Source organism: Azospirillum sp. TSH58 (genome assembly GCF_003119115.1).
Taxonomy (GTDB): Bacteria; Pseudomonadota; Alphaproteobacteria; order Azospirillales; family Azospirillaceae; genus Azospirillum.
Genome location: NZ_CP022367.1, coordinates 1,502,424 through 1,518,990, shown reverse-complemented (window position 1 = coordinate 1,518,990; position 16,567 = coordinate 1,502,424). Strand labels below are relative to the sequence as shown.

Here is a 16,567-nt window from a genome sequence, read left to right as displayed (position 1 = left end):
CCACCCTTCAGGAGACCAACCCATGGCGGCGGACGCCGAAAAGCCGATCCCCCTGGCCACCTACCGCGTGCAGCTGCGCGCCGAGTTCGGCTTCGACCGCACCGCCGGCATCGCCGACTATCTGGCGCGGCTGGGCGTCAGCCACCTCTACGCCTCGCCCTACATGAAGGCGCGGCCGGGCAGCACCCACGGCTACGACATCGTCGACCACAACGCCCTGAACCCGGAGCTGGGAAGCGAGGAGTCCTTCCACGCCATGGTGGAGGCGCTGAAGCGCAACGGGCTGGGCCAGATCCTCGACTTCGTGCCGAACCACATGGGCGTCGGCGGGTCGGACAACGGCTGGTGGCTGGACGTGCTGGAATGGGGTCCGGACAGCCCCTTCGCCGGCTATTTCGACATCGAGTGGGAGCCCGACCGCCGCTACCTCCACGGCAAGGTGCTGGTGCCGCTGCTCGGCGACCAGTTCGGCGCCGTTCTGGAATCCGGCGGGCTGGAACTGCGCTTCGACAAGGAGACGGGCGGCTTCGCCGTCTGGGCCTACGACACCCACAAGCTGCCCATCCGGCCCGCCGACTACGGCACGATCCTGGGCGACGACCAGCCGGACCTGGAGCGCATCGGCGACGCCTTCCGCCATCTCGATCAGGTGCGCCCGCACCAGATCCGCCGCGCCAACGCCCTCAAGGCCGAACTGGCCGCTCTGGTTTCCGAGAAGGCGGACGTGGCCGAGGCCGTGGAGCGCCGGCTGAAGCGCTTCCGCGGCGAGGAGGGCGAGCCGGAGAGCTGGCGGCGCCTGACCGACCTGATCGCCGCCCAGAACTGGCGCGCCGCCTATTTCAAGGTCGCGGCGGACGACATCAACTACCGCCGTTTCTTCAACATCAACGAACTCGCCGGCCTGCGCATGGAGGAGCGGGAGCTGTTCGACGTCGCCCACCGGCTGGCTTTCAAGCTGGTCGACGACGGCACGCTGGACGGGCTGCGCATCGACCACATCGACGGCCTCTACGACCCCAAGGGCTATTGCGAGCGGCTGGCCGAGGCGACGGAGCGGCCCTTCTATCTGGTGGTCGAGAAGATCCTGGCCCGCCACGAGCGGCTGCGCGAGGACTGGCCAATCGACGGCACCACCGGCTACGAGTTCGCCAACCTGATGGGCGGGCTGTTCGTGGACCCGCGGGCGGAGGAGGCGTTCACCCGCCTCTACGCCGACTTCACCGGGCGGCGCGAGAGCTTCGACGAGGTGGTGCGGACGAGCAAGATCCGCATCATGGACAGCGAGATGTCCAGCGAGTTGCATGTCCTGGCCCGGCAGGCGTCGCGCATCGCCCGCGCCAACCCGCGCACCGCCGACTTCACCGCCAACATCCTGCATCAGGCGCTGAAGGAGACCATCGCCCGCTTCCCCGTCTACCGCACCTATGTGGACTGGCGCGGCGTGAACGAGTTGGACCAGCGCAGCATCGACTGGGCGATCAACCAGGCGCGCAAGGCCGACCAGACCACGGACGGCTCCGCCTACGACTTCCTGCAAAGGCTGCTGACCACCGATCTGGTGGCCCGTCCGCGCAGCGGCTACAGCCGCCAGCAGGTGCTGCGCTTCGCCATGCGCTTCCAGCAGTACAGCGGCCCGGTGATGGCCAAGGGGCTGGAGGATACCGCCTTCTACCGCTACAACCGGCTGGCCGCGCTGAACGAGGTGGGCGGGCATCCCGAGCATTTCGGGGTCAGCACCGCCAACTTCCACCACGCCAACGCGGAGCGCGCCGCCCGCTGGCCGAACGCCATGCTGGGCAGCACCACCCACGACACCAAGCGCGGCGAGGACACCCGCGCCCGCCTCTACGCCCTGTCGGAAATGCCGGAGGAATGGGAGCGGCAGATCCAGACCTGGAGCCGGCTGCTGCGCGCCCGCCGCGGCGACGTGGAGGGCACCGCCCCGCCCGACCGCAACGACGAGTATCTGTTCTACCAGCTCCTCGTCGGCGCCTGGCCGGCAGAGCTGACCGGCGCGGACCCCGCCGGCCTCGACCCGCAGGCGATGACGGAGTTCGCGGAGCGCCTCGCCGGCGCCATGACCAAGTCGATGCGCGAGGCCAAGGTGCACACCACCTGGGCGTCGCCCAACGAGGCCTACGAAAGCGCCATGACCAGCTTCGTCCACGACGCGCTGGACGTGACGCGCAGCACCGCCTTCTTCGACGCCTTCCTGCCCTTCCAGGCGCGGCTCGCCCGCCTCGGCATGGTCAACGGCCTCAGCCAGACCCTGCTGAAGCTGACCAGCCCCGGCGTGCCGGACATCTACCAGGGCTGCGAGCTGTGGAACTTCAGCCTCGTCGATCCCGACAACCGGCGCCCGGTGGACTACGACGCCCGCCGCCGCCTGCTCGACGAGGTCGAGGGAGCGGCGATCGGCAGCCTGCTGGGCCGCTGGCAGGACGGCGCGGTGAAGCTCTCCCTGACCCGGCGCGCCCTGGCCCTGCGGACAGCCATGCCCGGCCTGTTCGCCAAGGGCGAGTATCTCCCGCTGGAGGCGACGGGCGAGCGGGCGGAGCATGTGGTGGCCTTCGCCCGGCGTCTCGGCGACGACACCGTCGTGGTCGCCGCCCCGCGGCTGGTGGGGGCCCTGGGCGAAAGCCCGGACTGGGACGACACCTCCATCCCGCTGCCGCGCGGGCAGCGCTGGCGCAACGCGCTGACCGACGGGACGCTGGAGGCCGCGGACGCGGTGACCGCCGCCGATCTCTTCCGGGACTTCCCCGTCGCCCTCCTGGTGCGGGAGGGGTGAGTTCCATGGACCGCAACCCGCCGCCGCGCCGCGCGCTCGTGCCCATCGACCAGCGGCTGATCGCGGGCGATCCCGGCAAGCCCGCCGTCTTCGGGACCGTGCTGTCCGGCGCCCCTCGGGAGAGCTTCCTGAACCTCTACGACGGCGGCGGGGGGCGGTTCGCCTGCGGGGTCTGGCAATGCACGCCGGGCACCATCGCCATGGCCGACTGGCCCTATGAGGAGTTCTGCGTCCTGCTGGCCGGGCGGGTGGTCATCACCCCCCGGGACGGCGCGCCGCAGGAGCATGGGGAGGGCGACGCCTTCGTCATTCCCAGGGGCTTCACGGGCGTCTGGGAGGTGCGGGAGACGATCCGCAAATACTACGCGATCGAGAAGCCGCTCGGTCCCCGCGCCGCTGTGGGGCGGATGCTGCGCGCTCCGCTGTCGCTGGCCCGGCGGCTGTTGCGGCGGGGCGAGCCGGCCCTGGCGCGGGGAGGCTTCTGAAGGAGGGTATCGAAGGGGCCGCCTCACAAAATACCCGATTTCTTCGGTCGGGATTGATCGAATCCCTCCGCCACGCGTTATTCCGATGGACAGGTGCCCGAACCGAGCAATGAGAGGCGCCTCATCGGATCATTCCTGCACCACGGGACGCGACCACCAACGGACGGGAGACAAAGCATGAGCGACCATCGCCAGTGGGTCGAGTTGGACCCCAGCAACGGCTCCGAGAACACCAAGCCGCAGGACGGTCCGTCCGCCGCGGCCCCCGCGCAGAATTCCGCCCAGCCGGCGGAAGCTCCCGCACCGGGCGGCCCGGACGAGTCTCCGGACCGCTGACCAACAGACCGCCAATCAACAGACCGCCGACCAACGGTCATTGTCCAAAGGTACTTTTTAAAGCATCGGAAAACGGCAGGGCGGGGCCTCAGGCTTCAGCCCTGCCGCCGCATGGGCTGTTGTGCGGGTTGCGGCGCCGATTGGGGCGCCGGCTGCGGCGCGGCGGCGGACACGCGCTCGGGCCGCCCGAACAATTCCAGCGCCGGGGGGATGGAGGACGGGCGCAGGCCCGCCAGGATTTCCCCGACCGCTCCGACCGCATCGACCAGCGCGTCGGGCATCACCGGCTTGCGCAGCAGGCCGACCGCGAAATCGCGCGCCTCCTCGCCGCGGTGGTCGAAACCGGTGATCAGCAGGGAGGGGATGTTGTGCTCCTCCCACAGCTTGCGGGCCAGCGTCAGCCCGTTCTCACCTCCGGCCAGATAGACGTCCACCAGGGCAAGATCCGGCTGTTCCCGGACCCCCAGCCGCGTCGCCTTGGCGGCGTCGCGCAGGGGGCCGACGACCGTGTATCCGGCATTCTCCATCACAGCCTTGATGGCGGGCCCGATCAACGGGTCGTCTTCGACGACGAGCAACTTCACGGCATCTGTTCCTTGTTGGCGGACGGCGCGGACCGACGTGGTCCGCAGCGCCCATGTTTGTCGATGCGGCGCATCAATCAAGGGGCTGATTGCGCGCAATGAGCGAACCGGCGCGGAACCGAACGGGCAGTGCCATAGGGAGAAGCGAACCCGCCGCCCACTTTGCGTGTTTGAGACAGTCCAAGCGTGATGCAACCTCCGTGGGAGTCCTGCATGAAGTTCATCGAATTCACCGACCACGCCGGGGCGCCGGTCCTGATCAACGCCGCGGGCGTTCTGTACCTGCGCGGCACCGAACGGGAGCGGACCGAGATCACCTTCGCCGGACGCTCCGAACCGCTGGTGGTCGCCGCCCCGCTGGACGAGGTGGCCCGGACGCTGGAAGACGCCATGCCGCAACCACCCGACCCCACCCTGGCGCTCGTCTCGTGACGGGCCGGTCGTGACGGGCCGGACGTGACGGGCCGGCCGTGACGGACCAGCCTCACACGTCGTAGATCGGGCCCGGCGTGGTCTTGTTGGCGCCGCCGCGCTTGCGCTCCTCCTTCTCGGTCAGTTCGGCCTCGCCGCCCTGGTCGGGCTTGACGGTGCCCTCCTGGGCCTCGTCGATCCGGTTGTCCTTGTGCGGGGACTGGGTGGCGGGAGTCCGGTCGTCGCTCATGGCGGTCCTCATTCCGGTTGTCGGTTCACCGTCCTAAACATTCCGCGGGCCGCGACGTTGCGTCCCGCGCCTGCCCCTTCCGGAGGGCTGATGCGCGCGCGGCGCGGGTTGCCTGAAACCGCTCGCTCCATCACTTTTCGGGGCGCAGACAAACCGGAAGGACCGCCATGATCGACCTTCATTATTGGCCGACCCCCAACGGGCACAAGATCACCCTGTTCCTGGAGGAAGCCGGGCTGGACTACACCATCCATCCCGTGGACATCTCGGCCGGGGACCAGTTCAAGCCGGACTTCCTGGCGATGTCCCCGAACAACCGCATGCCGGCCATCGTGGACCGCGCTCCGGCCGACGGCGGGGAACCGGTGTCCGTCTTCGAATCGGGCGCGATCCTGACCTATCTGGCCGAGAAGACCGGCAAGTTCCTGCCCGCCGACGTGCGGGGCCGCAAGACGGTCCTGGAGTGGCTGTTCTGGCAGGTGGGGGGCCTCGGCCCGATGGCCGGGCAGAACCACCATTTCGTGCAGTACGCGCCCGAACAGATCCCCTACGCCATCGACCGCTATGTGAAGGAGACCAACCGCCTCTACGGCGTCCTGAACAAGCGCCTGACGGGCCGCGCCTTCATCGCGGGGGACGAGCTGACCATCGCCGACATGGCCTGCTACCCGTGGATCGTCCCGCACGAGCGGCAGCGCCAGAACCTCGCCGACTTCCCCGAGCTGAAGCGCTGGTTCGAAGCGATCCAGGCCCGCCCGGCGACGGTCCGCGCCTACGAGAAGGGGGCGGAACTGGCCAAGCGCCCGTCGGTCACCGACGCCGGCAAGAAGATCCTGTTCGGCCAGACCGCCGCCAACGTGCCGAAGTAGTTTCCGGTCGGCACGGATTGCTTCCGTCATTCCCGTGACGATGGGAAGGGCGGAAGCAACGGTCCGGTCGCCCCCACGAACCGGACCGCGATGATTCCGGGAGCCTCCACCGCCGAAGCGGTCCCGCGCCCTACCTGGAGCCTTCTACCCTGATGCGCCCCTCGATGGCCGGCGCGCCGGTTCCGTTGGCCCGCAGGAGCACCGCCTCGCCCGACGCCGGAAAGACGCCGGTCAAGGCGGTCACGACCACCTGGTGGGTGACCAGCACGACCGGCGCGCCGTCGGCCGGCAGCCCGGCCAGGAAGCGGCGCAGCGATGCGATCTGCGCCTCCTGCTCCTCCCGCCGCTCGAAGAAGGAGTTGAGCACCGGAAGCTCCCGCACCGGTCCGGCCTCCAGAAGCCGGGCGGTCTCCAGGCAGCGGCACCATTGGCTCGAATGGACGGCGGCCGGCCGGATGGCGAGACGTTGCAGCAGATCGCCGATCCGCCGGGCCTGTTCGCGGCCGTTTGCGTCCAGATTGCGCTGGGTCGCGCAGTCGCGGAGCTGGAAATTCGGCGGATCGCCGACTCCGGGCGCCTCCGCGTGCCTCATGAGGAGGATCAACCCCTTGGGATCAACCGTCTCCGGAGTCGCCGCCCAACCCGGCGACGCGGAGCGGGCGATCCCGATGGCGACTACGATGGCGGCCAGAACGGCGGTTAGAATGGCGGCCAGCGACCTGCGGCGGACAACCCTCGGCATCGGATCACGGCGGTTGGTGACGGGACGACAGCGATATTGACCGCGCGGGCCGAAGGCCAAGCCCGCCCTGCGCGGCGCCTCCGGCCCCGGCGCCTCGCCACGGGGCGCGGGCCTCAGCAGCCGGCCAATTGTCCGACCCCGTCACCATCCACGCCCACCGCGACCGTCCGGTCGTGATGCGCCGACAAGCTCGCGCGGTGGCCGACGCTGACCACGGTCGTGCCCGGCAGGCGGTCGGCCAGCAGGCCGTAGAGCCGCGCCTCGGTCGCCGGATCGCAGGCGGACGTCGCCTCGTCCAGGAACAGCCAGCCGGGCCGGTGCAGCAGGGCGCGGGCGAAGGCGACGCGCTGCTGCTCGCCGCCGGACAGGCGCTGCGCCCAATGGTCCTCCTCGTCCAGCCGCTCGGCGAAGGCGCTCATCCCCACGGCGTCCAGGGCGGCGCGCACCGCTTCGGCCTCGAACGCCTCCGGCGGCGAGGGGTAGGCGACGGCGGCGCGCAGGCTGCCGATGGGCATGTAGGGCTTCTGCGGCAGATGCATGGCGTCCGCCCCGGCGGGCAGGCCGATGCGGCCGCGCCCGAACGGCCAGACGCCGGCCAGCGCGCGCAGCAGCGTGCTCTTGCCCGAACCGGACGGTCCGGTGACCAGCACCCGTTCCCCCGGCCGAACCGTCAGGTCGGCGCGCAGCAGCGGCGTCCCGCCCTTCGGCAGAGCCAGTTCCACCCCCTCCACCCGCAGCGCGCCGTCCGGCCCGGTTGCGCGGTCGATGCGCGGGGCGGTGCGCGCCGCCGTCCGGACCTCCTCCACCGCCTGGCGGAAGCCGATCAGACGGCTGGTCGTGGCGTGCCAGTCGGTCAGGCTCACATAGGCGTCGATGAACCAGGACAGGGCGCCCTGCACCTGCCCGAAGGCCTGCGCGGTCTGCATCAGCGCGCCCAGCGGAAGCGCCCCCGAGAAATAGCGCGGCGCGGCGACCAGCAGAGGAAAGATGATTGCCACCTGCTCGTAGGCGGAGGTGAACCACACCAGCCGCTTCTGCGTGCGCATGATGGCCCACCAGTTGTCCACCACGCGAGCGAAGCGCCGGGCGAAACCACGCTGCTCCTGCACGTCGCCGCCTTGCAGGGCGATGCTCTCGGCGTTCTCGCGCAGGCGGACGAGCGCGAAGCGGAAGTCGGCCTCGTATTTCTGCTGGTCGAAGCTCAGCCGGGCGAGCGGGCGCCCGATCCGGTGGGTCAGCCACGTCCCCACCACCGCGTAGGCCAGCGCCACCCACACCATGTAGCCGGGGATCGCCAGCTCCACCCCGAACAGCGGCACGCTCAACGTCCCCGACAGGCTCCACAGCATCGCCAGGAAGGACACCAGCGTGACGAGGTTCGTCAGGAAGCCCAGCGACAGGCTCAGCGTCAGCTGGACGAAGCCGCGCAGATCCTCGGCGATGCGCTGGTCCGGGTTGTCGGCCGGAGTGCCGGCGAGTTGGAGGCGGTAATAGGTCTGCCCCTCCATCCAGTCGCCCAGGCAGCGATCGGTCAGCCAGCGCCGCCAGCGGATCTGAAGCATCTGGTTCAGGTAGAGCCGGTACACGGCGACCGCGATGTAGACCAGCGCCAGCCCGCCGAACAGCAGGAGCTGATCGACGAAGGCGCCCTGGTCCTTCTCCTGAAGCGCGTTGAAGATGGCGCCGTTGACCTCGGTCAGCTCGACCGTGATGAAGACCACGGCCAGATTCAGCACGACGATGGCGGCCAGCAATCCCCGCGCCGCCCAGCGCTCCTCCGACGCCCAATAGGGACGGGTCAGCGTCCAGACGTCTCGCAGGAAGCGGGACAGTGTCCGGACGTCCGGCGTCCTGCGGGACGGCGCGGCGGCGCGATTCGGATGGGCCTCGGTCGGCATGGCGGGGTGGTCCGGCAAGGAGGGAACCGTTCCTGCCGAATAGCACCGCGCCGCATGAAAAGCCTATGAATTCGCTGTCACCGGCGGGCCGGGGACCACCCTAAAGCGAATTTTCATTCGCTTTAGAATCATATGGCCTTACTCGCCGGCCGGGCTTCGTCCGCGCTTGCGGCCGGGACCGCAGTCGCGGTCCAAAGCGGATTGAAATCCGCTTTAACGGTCGCCGCGCAGGACATCGCGGCTGGCCAGCACGGCGCCGCCCATGATCAGGGCGCAGGCCGCCCAGACGGTCCAGCCCCCCACCGCCTGCCCGAACAGGATCAGCAGCAGCGTGGAGGTCAGCGGCGTGGCGTAGGACAGCACGCCCAGCGCCCGGATGTCGCCGCGCTTCACCCCGTGATCCCACACGAAGAAGGCCGCGCCGACCGGCCCGATCCCCATGGCGAGCACCGCCAGCCACTCGCCGCCGGACGGCGCCACCGTCGTCTCGAACAGCAGGTGCGACAGCCCGGCCAGCACCGCCGTGGCAAGGCAGAAGCCGCCGACCGCCTCGGTCGGGACGTCGCCGAAGCGGCGCGACAGCACCGAATAGGACGCCCAGAGCACCGCCGCGGCCATGGCCGACAGGTAGCCCGGCGTGTCCCCGGCGTCGAGCGACAGGCCGCGCGCGCCGCCGGTCACGATCAGCACCGTCCCGGCCAGCCCGCACAGCGCGCCCAGCACATGGCCGCGCTTCAGCCGCTCCCCCGGCAGCAGGGCGGAGAACAGGACGATCAGCAGCGGCCAGAGATAGTTCAGCAGATTGACCTCGACCGCAGCACCGGGGGCGAGGCGGAAGGCCAGGAAATAGAAGAAGTGGTAGCCGAACAGCCCGGCGACGCCGAGCAGCCAGACCCGCCAGGGCTGGCGCAGCACGCCGATCACGTCCTTGCCCCGCGCGGCCCCCGCCGCCGTCCCGACGATGAAGGCGACGCCGAAGGACATCGCCACGAGCTGGAACGGCGGAATGGTCCCCGACAGCGCCGTCAGCAGCGCCAGCGTGGACCACATCAGGATGGCCAGCCCACCGATGGCGGTGGCGCGACGGACGGCGGCCGGTGCGGACGCCGCAGCGGTCGTGAGGTTCGGGAGGCTTTCGGTCGACATGGCGAACGCTTAGCGCAAAGAAGGCCCTCGGGCAATCCGACTGTCCGACAGCGGACCTGTCCGTGTATCCTGCCGTCCGGCGGGCCGCATGCGTCCCTCCTCCCGCATCGTCCATCCCTCCGAACGGTTCCCGCCTTGCCCACCGAAGCCCTTCTCGCCGTCCTGGCCGGCGCCCTTCTCCATGCCGGTTGGAACACCGCGCTGAAGGCCGGCGGCGGCAGCCATTCCGACGCGGTGCTCGTGGTCGCCGGGTCCGCCTTCATCGCCCTGCTGTTGCTTCCCGTCCTTCCGGCGCCGTCGCTCGCCAGCGCGCCCTACCTCGGCGTGACAGCGGTGCTGCACGTCGCCTATTTCCGTCTCCTCGCCGCCGCCTATCGCGAGGGGGCGATGAGCCACGCCTATCCCCTGATGCGCGGCACGCCGCCGCTGCTCGTGGCGCTGTGCAGCGGCGTGCTGCTGGGCGAAGGTCTGTCCGCCGGCGCCTGGGCGGGGACGGTGCTGGTCTGCGGCGGCATCCTCGGGCTGACCCTGTTGGGGCGGGGATCGGGCTCGTCGGGATCGTGGCGGGGAACCGCCTGCGCGCTCGCCAACGCCCTGGTGATCGCCGCCTACACGGTGGTGGACGGCATCGGTGTGCGGCTGTCCGGCGCGCCGGCCGGCTACACGCTGTGGTGCTTCCTGCTGTTGAGCGTGCCCATGGTCGGGGGTGCGCTGCTGCGCGACGCCAAGGGCTTTCTGAGCCATGCCCGCCGGCGCTGGATGGTGGCTCTGTGCGGCGGGGCGGCCAGCATCGTCTCGTACGGGCTCGCCCTCTGGGCGATGACCATCGCGCCGGTCGCCGTGGTGGCGGCGCTGCGCGAAACCTCGATCCTGTTCGCCATGGCGTTGGCCGCCCTGGTGCTCAAGGAGCGGGTCAGTCCGGTGCGTCTGGCCTCCGGCGCGGTCATCGTGCTGGGTGCCGCGTCGCTGCGCCTCGCGGCCTGAGGCCCGGCGGCCCGATGCCCTACTGGCGGATGGCCAGGAAATTCTGGTACGCGAAGATTTCGTCGAACTCGGAATAGGCGGACAGCCGGTACAGCCCGTCCTTGACGATCTTGCAGACGGCGAAGCCGTCCAGCCGGCTCCAGAAGTCGCGCAGGAAGGTCCGGGAATCGAGGTTGCAGCCGCCGAACTCGAACTGGATGAAGTCAACGGCGCGCCGCTCCAGAAGGCCGCGCGCCCCGTCCAGGACGGCGATCTCGTGGCCCTCCACATCGATCTTGAGGAAATGGACGCGGTCGATGCCGGCCTCCGCGCAGAACCCATCCAGAGTCGCCAGACGAACGGTCTCCCCGCTCCCGCCCTCTTGAAATTCCCGGATCGCGCGATCGTGGAGGGAGGCCAGGGTCGAACCGGGCCGGTCGCTGTGCAGAGTGGCTGCGCCGGCCCGGTCGGACAGGCCGAGGTTGACGGGGCGGCAACGGCCGGGATAACGCGCGGCCGTCTCCTGCAGCGCGCGGAACGCCGTCGGCGACGGTTCGAAGGACCAGACGGTTGCGGCGGGAAAGCGTTCGAGCGCCGCCGCCGTGTAAACCCCGACGTTGGCGCCGACGTCGAAAATCACAGCTTCGGCGTCGGCGACGCCGCGCCGCTTCAGTTCGCCCTGGATGTAGCGGAGGACGCCGGCCTCGCCCGAGGTCTGGATGTCGGCGTCGTTGACCAGACCCATCCCCTTCAGGGCCTGCCGGTGGATCGCGCGGAAGAAATCCTGCTGGCCGGCCTTTCCCTGATGCTCCGCGACGTAGTCGGCGAGGGCGCGGAACAGCTCTTCAGGGGTCATGGCGGCGTGGTCTCCGGCAGCGGCGGACCGGCAGTGTAGCCGCCGCCGCCCCGCCGCGCCTCAGAAAAGCCCGTTCAGCAGAGACCCGCGCCCGCTGTAGCCGCTGCTTCCCCCGGTGAGGATGCCCAGCGCCCCGGAACTGGTCGTCGTGCCACCGGTCAGCAGGGAGGTCAGGCGCTGAAGCTGCGGCGTCTGCTGGAGCGGGTTGTCGCCCTTGGCCGGCTGCTTGGCGATGGTGTCGTAGTCCTTGCTGTAGTCGCCCATGCGCAGTTGGAGGCCGTAGTTCTTCTCCTCCTTGGCCTCCACGCCCTTGTCGCGGGAGACACGCAGCGTGTAGTCGCCGCGGTCGAGCGACAGGGTGCCCGCCTCGAACTTCTTGTAAGTGTCATAGGTGGCGCCGGCCTCGCTGTTGCTGTCGGCGATGATCTTGCCCTGCTTGTCCATCAGCTGGACGCGCACGCCGGTGTCGCCGACGCGGCCGAGGGCGACCTCGCCGGGCGTCGCCAAATTGAATTTGTAGAAATCCGCCGGGTCGTTGGCGGCCAGCGTGCTGAGCACGTTGAGGCGGCTGGTGTCCTTCACCAGCGTGCCGACGTTGGTGGCGAAGGGCGCGGCGTTCAGGGCAGACTTGCGGACGGTCTGCTCATACTCCTGGATGTTGCCGCTGGGCTTGGCGTCGGTCGCCTGCTTGGCCTGCTCCTGGACGCGCTTCATCGCCGCGTCGATGGACGTCTGAAGGCTCTGCGCCAAGCTGCTGATATCGCTCATTCCAACCATGGCACGCCCCTCCGACCGGCATTCTTCGCGTTTGTCGGACAGCCCCTTGCAGGCGGCGGGCCAAAAGGCTTTCCATGATTTTCAAAGGGTTGAGCCGGGGCTCCCACCGAAGGGGCCGGCAAGATCCGCACCCCGTCCGGCAGGAATTGCCGGGGTCACGCTTCCACCAGTGCGAATGTGTCGACATCCACCAGCCCGCGGTCGGTGATCTTCAGGTGGGGAATCACCGGCAGCGGCAGGAAGGCCAGTTGCAGGAAGGGCTCGGCCAGCGGGCAGCCCATCTCCTTCACCGACGCGCGCAGGCTGCGCAGATGACGCTCCACCGTCTCGAAGGGCTCCAGGCTCATCAACCCGGCCAGCGGCAGGGCCAGTTCACCGACCACCTTGCCATTGCGAACCGCGACGAAGCCGCCCTGCAACTCGATCAAGCGGTTGACGGCGATGGCCATGTCCTCGTCCGACGCGCCGACCACGCAGATGTTGTGGCTGTCGTGCCCGACCGAGGAAGCCAGCGCGCCCTCGCGGATGTGGAAGCCGCTGGCGAAGCCGCGCCCGACATTCTGGTTGGTGCCGTGGCGGGCGAAGACGCAGATCTTCAGGATGTCGCGGTCGGGATCCGCCACCAGCCTGCCGTTCCTGGCCGGCACCTCCAGCCGCAGATGGGCGGTGATGATCTTGCCGGGCAGAACCCCGATCACCGACTGGACGGAGCCGCGGGCGGGCACCGCGAAATCCTCCGCCGTCACCGGCTGCAACTTGACGGAGCGCAGGCCCACCGGGCTGACCGCCGGTCGCCCGGCGAAGGTCTCCGGCGTCACCACGCGCCCGTTGCGGATGACCCGGTTGACCGCGCAGTCCTCCAGATCGTCCAGCAGGACGAGGTCGGCGCGCTGCCCCGGGGCGATCAGCCCGCGGTCGAACAGGCCGAAGCCGCGCGCCGCCGACCATGTGGCCGCGCGGTAGACATGGGCCAGCGGGGCGCCGAGCCGGATCGCGCTGCGGATCAGATGGTCCATGTGCCCCTCCTCGGCGATGTCGAGGGGGTTGCGGTCGTCGGTGCAGAAGCCCAGGAAGGGCGAGGTTTCCGGCTGGATCACCGGGGCGAGCGCGTGCACGTCCTTCGACACCGACCCGTCGCGGATCAGCACCTGCATGCCCTTGCGCAGCTTCTCCATCGCCTCCGGGGCGCTGGTCGTCTCGTGGCAGTTGCGGATGCCGCAGGACAGATAGGCGTTCAGCTCCCGCCCGCTGAGCAGCGGGGCGTGGCCGTCGATGTGGCGCCCGTCGAAGGCGGCCAGCTTGTCGAGAACCCCGTCCACCTTGTGGAAGACGCCGGGGAAGTTCATGAATTCCGCCAGCCCCAGCACCTTCGGGTGGTCCTTGTGGCGCAGCAGGTCCGCCGCCTCCAGCCGCGCGCCGGAGGTCTCCAGTTCCGTCGCCGGAACGCAGGAGGAGAGCTGCACCCGCAGGTCCAGCGCCGTCCCCTCGGCGCAGTCGAGGAAGTAGCGGAGCCCCTTCTCGCCCAGCACGTTGCAGATCTCGTGCGGGTCGCAGATGGCCGTGGTGGTGCCGCGCGGCAGGACGCAGCGGTCGAACTCCAACGGCGTGACGCAGGTGGATTCGCAATGGACGTGGGTGTCGATGAAGCCCGGCACGACGGTCAGCCCGCGCCCGTCGATCTCCTCCACCCCGTCGTAGGACTCGTAGGTGCCAACGATCCGGTCGCCGCACAGGGCGATGTCGCCCGCGGCGGTCTCACCGGTGACGACGTTGAGGAAACGGGTGTTCTTGATGACCAGATCGGCCCTCGTCTCGCCCAGGGCCTGGCCGATGCGCGTCTTCAGATCGTCCCGGGTGACCGCCATCGCTCCGCCTCGTCCTGACCATTCCAATTCTTCTTTAGGTAAATGGCCGGACGGGACCCTTCAATCGGATTTTCCGTAACATCAGGTTGCGCGGTCAGTCACTCGGGCGACTCGCCAGTTCGATCATCGGTCCGCTGCCGCGGTAGTCCGGGTAGTTCCAGTAGGTGCGCGGCTCCAGCCGGTAGGCCGGAAGACCGCCCAGCGTGTAGACCGGCCCGCTTCCGCCATAGCCGACCACATAATCGCTGCCTTGGGGCGAGCCGCCCTCCCCGCAAGCCGTCAGAGTCAGAAGAAGTGCGGCAACGAAGAATTGAGCGCTCTTTCCGATGATGGCTGCGATGGGTTTCATGATCCACCTGCCCGGTCCGACGCGTTGCGCCCCTATGAAGATGAACACGCTGGAATTTTCAGTATTCCCGAAAAAAATAGTTCGTTGGAAAAACAATATGCGTTTCGTCTGGCTCAGACCAAAAGGTGGCGTGGCAACGTGTCATAGAACGATTTAACGCTTCGGAAACCAATGGGTACCTCATTATCGTCGGTCGCAGAGGTGGCACAAGACCGCCGCAATGGGGACGTCCAAGCATGTTGAAAGCGCTTAGGAATCTAAGGATCGGGCCGAAGGTCTATCTTCTCGTGGGTCTGCAGGCGGCGGTGGCCGCGGTGACCGGCCTGATGGGGCTGGCCGCCATGCAGGATCTGGCCGGCAAGTCGGAGGCCATCGAACGCGCGTCGGACCGGCAGGTGCTCGGCGAGCAGCTCAACGGCCTCGTCCTGGCCGTCGTCATGGATTCGCGCGGCGTCTACATGGCCCGCGACCGGGCCGAGGTGGACAAGTTCGGCAAGCCCCTGCTGGACAGCCTGAGCACCCTCGGCGAGCGGCTCGGCACCCTGAAGCGCCTCACCCCGGCGGAGGGGCAGGCCGCGCTGGCCCCGGTGGCGGCGAAGGCCGAGGAGTTCATCCGCTTCCGCACGGAGCTGGTGCGCCTCGCCCGCGAGAAGGGTTCGGCGGAAGCCCGGACCTACGGCGACAACGACGCCAACCGCAGCAACCGCCAGGCGCTCAACGGCGCGATCCAGACGCTCAGCGCCGACCAGGACGGCATGATCGACCGTCTGCACAACGAGCTGGAGTCGGCACGCCAGCATTGGACCACCATGATGCTCGCCTTCGGCATCGGAGGCGTGCTCTTCGGCGTTCTGCTGGCCGTTCTGGTCGCCCGCGACATGATCGCGCGCCCCATCGCCCGCATGACCGCGGCGATGAAGACCATCGCCGCCGGCAACACCGGAGCCGAGGTGCCCGGCACCGGCCAGGGCGACGAGGTCGGCGACATGGCGGAAGCCGTTCTGATCTTCCGCGACGGGCTGCGCCGCGCCAACGATCTGGCCGAGCAGGAGCGCCGCGAGATCGACGTGCGCCGCCAGCGCCAGGAACGGCTGGAGTCCCTGACCCACGGCTTCACCCAGAAGATCGAGGGTCTGTGCCGCACCCTGAACGGGGAGGCCGACAACATCCGCAGCAGCGCCGAATCGCTCACCCACTCCGCCGCCGACGCCTCGCGCCGCAGCTCGACCGTCGCCGCGGCGGCGGAACAGGCCACCGGCAACGTCCAGACCGTGGCGGCGGCGACCGAGGAACTGTCGGCCTCCATCGGCTCGATCAGCCAGCGCCTCGGCGAGGCCGCCCGCATCGCCAGCGAGGCGGAGCGGGAGGCCCAGCGCACCAACAGCACCATCCAGGGCCTCGCCCAGGCGGCGGAGAAGATCGGCGCGGTGGTCAACCTGATCACCGAGATCGCCAGCCAGACCAACCTGCTGGCGCTGAACGCGACCATCGAGGCGGCCCGCGCCGGCGAGGCGGGCAAGGGCTTCGCGGTGGTGGCCCAGGAGGTGAAGAGCCTCGCCAACCAGACCGCCCGCGCCACCGAGGAGATCTCCGCCCAGATCGTCGCGATCCAGAGCGAGACCCAGCAGGCGGTCGGCGCGATCAGCGGCATCGTCGGCACCATCGAGCGGATCAGCGACATCAGCACCAACGTCGCCGCCGCGGTGGAGCAGCAGGGCTCCGCCACCCAGGAAATCGCCCGCAACGTGCAGGAGGCCGCCATCGGCACGCAGGAGGTCTCCTCCACCATCTCCGGCGTGTCGCAGTCCGCCGACCACACCGGGGAGGCCGCCGGCGGCCTGCTGAGCGCCGCCAAGGGCCTGTCGGTCCACGCGCGCACCCTGCAATCCGACGTGGACGATTTCACCCGCCAGATGAAGGCGGTCTGACGCCCTCCCTCCTCCTCTCCGGCTTTCGTGCCGGAGAGGAGGCATTTCCCGACGCATCCTTTCCACTGATGCGCCCCCGGCGTTCGAAGCTTACCCGCCTCATACCCCATTTGATGTAGATCAATGCCGCGCCCGCATCGAAACTGGTGCAATGCCGGCGAGCGTTTCGCGCCCAAATACCCCTACAATCGATAGGGATTACGCCGCACCATGGGTTTCCCGCCTCGGGTTCCCCAGGACGCGCCGTGGCGTGCTGCGCATCCGGCGTCCGGCAACCGGGCGGCCAGCGGATCAATGCAAAAGGGTCTTTGGGGGAA

General features: G+C 69.3%; 16 protein-coding genes. 7 read left to right on the top strand and 9 right to left on the bottom strand.

Features of this window, described 5'->3' with window-relative positions; genetic code table 11:
• Nucleotides 1-22: 22 nt before the first annotated feature.
• From treY to TSH58p_RS33730, 3 genes are all read left to right on the top strand, one after another.
• Nucleotides 23-2,791, top strand: a complete 2,769-nt coding sequence (gene treY, locus TSH58p_RS28315) for a malto-oligosyltrehalose synthase (RefSeq protein WP_109068842.1) — start codon at nt 23-25, stop codon at nt 2,789-2,791.
• Between the two features lie 5 nt (nt 2,792-2,796).
• Nucleotides 2,797-3,276, top strand: coding sequence for a cupin domain-containing protein (locus tag TSH58p_RS28310; RefSeq protein ID WP_247873894.1), 480 nt, complete (start codon nt 2,797-2,799; stop codon nt 3,274-3,276).
• A gap of 177 nt (nt 3,277-3,453) precedes the next feature.
• A complete protein-coding gene (locus TSH58p_RS33730; RefSeq protein WP_199230059.1) occupies nt 3,454-3,612 on the top strand; it encodes a hypothetical protein in 159 nt (52 codons plus the stop codon).
• 95 nt (nt 3,613-3,707) lie between these two features.
• Here the strand turns inward: TSH58p_RS33730 and TSH58p_RS28305 are convergent, their stop codons facing one another.
• Entirely contained in the window at nt 3,708-4,196 is a 489-nt protein-coding gene (locus tag TSH58p_RS28305; RefSeq protein ID WP_109068844.1) for a response regulator, read from the bottom strand.
• A gap of 213 nt (nt 4,197-4,409) precedes the next feature.
• Here TSH58p_RS28305 and TSH58p_RS28300 point away from each other — a divergent pair, with 213 nt between their 5' ends.
• A complete protein-coding gene (locus tag TSH58p_RS28300) occupies nt 4,410-4,628 on the top strand; it encodes a hypothetical protein (protein WP_109068845.1) in 219 nt (72 codons plus the stop codon).
• A 52-nt stretch (nt 4,629-4,680) separates the two neighbouring features.
• Here TSH58p_RS28300 and TSH58p_RS33725 read toward each other — a convergent pair whose 3' ends face one another.
• Nucleotides 4,681-4,857 (bottom strand): hypothetical protein, encoded by a 177-nt coding sequence (locus TSH58p_RS33725; protein WP_199230060.1) that lies wholly within the window; start codon nt 4,855-4,857, stop codon nt 4,681-4,683.
• A gap of 167 nt (nt 4,858-5,024) precedes the next feature.
• On the opposite strand from TSH58p_RS33725, the gene TSH58p_RS28295 reads away from it, so the two are divergent.
• Nucleotides 5,025-5,726 (top strand): glutathione binding-like protein, encoded by a 702-nt coding sequence (locus TSH58p_RS28295; RefSeq protein ID WP_109068846.1) that lies wholly within the window; start codon nt 5,025-5,027, stop codon nt 5,724-5,726.
• Nucleotides 5,727-5,856: 130 nt separating this feature from the next.
• Here the strand turns inward: TSH58p_RS28295 and TSH58p_RS28290 are convergent, their stop codons facing one another.
• The 3 genes from TSH58p_RS28290 to TSH58p_RS28280 form a co-directional block, all read right to left on the bottom strand.
• Nucleotides 5,857-6,468, bottom strand: coding sequence for a histidine phosphatase family protein (locus tag TSH58p_RS28290; protein ID WP_109068847.1), 612 nt, complete (start codon nt 6,466-6,468; stop codon nt 5,857-5,859).
• Between the two features lie 113 nt (nt 6,469-6,581).
• Nucleotides 6,582-8,366, bottom strand: coding sequence for an ABC transporter ATP-binding protein/permease (locus TSH58p_RS28285; RefSeq protein ID WP_109068848.1), 1,785 nt, complete (start codon nt 8,364-8,366; stop codon nt 6,582-6,584).
• A 213-nt stretch (nt 8,367-8,579) separates the two neighbouring features.
• Nucleotides 8,580-9,512 (bottom strand): DMT family transporter, encoded by a 933-nt coding sequence (locus tag TSH58p_RS28280; protein ID WP_109068849.1) that lies wholly within the window; start codon nt 9,510-9,512, stop codon nt 8,580-8,582.
• A 135-nt stretch (nt 9,513-9,647) separates the two neighbouring features.
• Here TSH58p_RS28280 and TSH58p_RS28275 point away from each other — a divergent pair, with 135 nt between their 5' ends.
• Nucleotides 9,648-10,496 (top strand): DMT family transporter, encoded by an 849-nt coding sequence (locus TSH58p_RS28275; RefSeq protein WP_109068850.1) that lies wholly within the window; start codon nt 9,648-9,650, stop codon nt 10,494-10,496.
• A 19-nt stretch (nt 10,497-10,515) separates the two neighbouring features.
• Here TSH58p_RS28275 and TSH58p_RS28270 read toward each other — a convergent pair whose 3' ends face one another.
• The 4 genes from TSH58p_RS28270 to TSH58p_RS28255 all read right to left on the bottom strand — a co-directional run bounded on the left by TSH58p_RS28270 (nt 10,516) and on the right by TSH58p_RS28255 (nt 14,322).
• Nucleotides 10,516-11,331: an FkbM family methyltransferase gene (locus TSH58p_RS28270; RefSeq protein WP_109068851.1), complete on the bottom strand. Its 816-nt coding sequence runs from the start codon at nt 11,329-11,331 to the stop codon at nt 10,516-10,518.
• Nucleotides 11,332-11,391: 60 nt separating this feature from the next.
• A complete protein-coding gene (locus TSH58p_RS28265) occupies nt 11,392-12,099 on the bottom strand; it encodes a hypothetical protein (protein ID WP_247873895.1) in 708 nt (235 codons plus the stop codon).
• A gap of 164 nt (nt 12,100-12,263) precedes the next feature.
• Nucleotides 12,264-13,973: an adenine deaminase gene (ade, locus tag TSH58p_RS28260; protein ID WP_109068853.1), complete on the bottom strand. Its 1,710-nt coding sequence runs from the start codon at nt 13,971-13,973 to the stop codon at nt 12,264-12,266.
• A gap of 94 nt (nt 13,974-14,067) precedes the next feature.
• Nucleotides 14,068-14,322 carry a hypothetical protein gene (locus TSH58p_RS28255; RefSeq protein WP_109068854.1) on the bottom strand — a complete coding sequence of 85 codons (255 nt, stop codon included), beginning with the start codon at nt 14,320-14,322 and terminating at the stop codon, nt 14,068-14,070.
• 236 nt (nt 14,323-14,558) lie between these two features.
• Between TSH58p_RS28255 and TSH58p_RS28250 the strand changes: the two genes are divergently transcribed.
• Nucleotides 14,559-16,250, top strand: a complete 1,692-nt coding sequence (locus TSH58p_RS28250) for a methyl-accepting chemotaxis protein (RefSeq protein WP_109068855.1) — start codon at nt 14,559-14,561, stop codon at nt 16,248-16,250.
• Nucleotides 16,251-16,567 lie beyond the last annotated feature (317 nt).

Bases quoted from the DNA above. Each gene is read 5' to 3' on its own strand.
- TSH58p_RS28290 (WP_109068847.1), bottom strand. From the start codon at position 6,468: ATGCCGAGGGTTGTCCGCCGCAGGTCGCTGGCCGCCATTCTAACCGCC.
- TSH58p_RS28250 (WP_109068855.1), top strand. From the start codon at position 14,559: ATGTTGAAAGCGCTTAGGAATCTAAGGATCGGGCCGAAGGTCTATCTT.
- TSH58p_RS28280 (WP_109068849.1), bottom strand. From the start codon at position 9,512: ATGTCGACCGAAAGCCTCCCGAACCTCACGACCGCTGCGGCGTCCGCA.
- TSH58p_RS28295 (WP_109068846.1), top strand. From the start codon at position 5,025: ATGATCGACCTTCATTATTGGCCGACCCCCAACGGGCACAAGATCACC.
- TSH58p_RS28285 (WP_109068848.1), bottom strand. From the start codon at position 8,366: ATGCCGACCGAGGCCCATCCGAATCGCGCCGCCGCGCCGTCCCGCAGG.
- TSH58p_RS33730 (WP_199230059.1), top strand. From the start codon at position 3,454: ATGAGCGACCATCGCCAGTGGGTCGAGTTGGACCCCAGCAACGGCTCC.
- TSH58p_RS28255 (WP_109068854.1), bottom strand. From the start codon at position 14,322: ATGAAACCCATCGCAGCCATCATCGGAAAGAGCGCTCAATTCTTCGTT.
- TSH58p_RS28265 (WP_247873895.1), bottom strand. From the start codon at position 12,099: ATGAGCGATATCAGCAGCTTGGCGCAGAGCCTTCAGACGTCCATCGAC.
- TSH58p_RS28270 (WP_109068851.1), bottom strand. From the start codon at position 11,331: ATGACCCCTGAAGAGCTGTTCCGCGCCCTCGCCGACTACGTCGCGGAG.
- treY (WP_109068842.1), top strand. From the start codon at position 23: ATGGCGGCGGACGCCGAAAAGCCGATCCCCCTGGCCACCTACCGCGTG.
- ade (WP_109068853.1), bottom strand. From the start codon at position 13,973: ATGGCGGTCACCCGGGACGATCTGAAGACGCGCATCGGCCAGGCCCTG.
- TSH58p_RS28310 (WP_247873894.1), top strand. From the start codon at position 2,797: ATGGACCGCAACCCGCCGCCGCGCCGCGCGCTCGTGCCCATCGACCAG.
- TSH58p_RS28300 (WP_109068845.1), top strand. From the start codon at position 4,410: ATGAAGTTCATCGAATTCACCGACCACGCCGGGGCGCCGGTCCTGATC.
- TSH58p_RS33725 (WP_199230060.1), bottom strand. From the start codon at position 4,857: ATGAGCGACGACCGGACTCCCGCCACCCAGTCCCCGCACAAGGACAAC.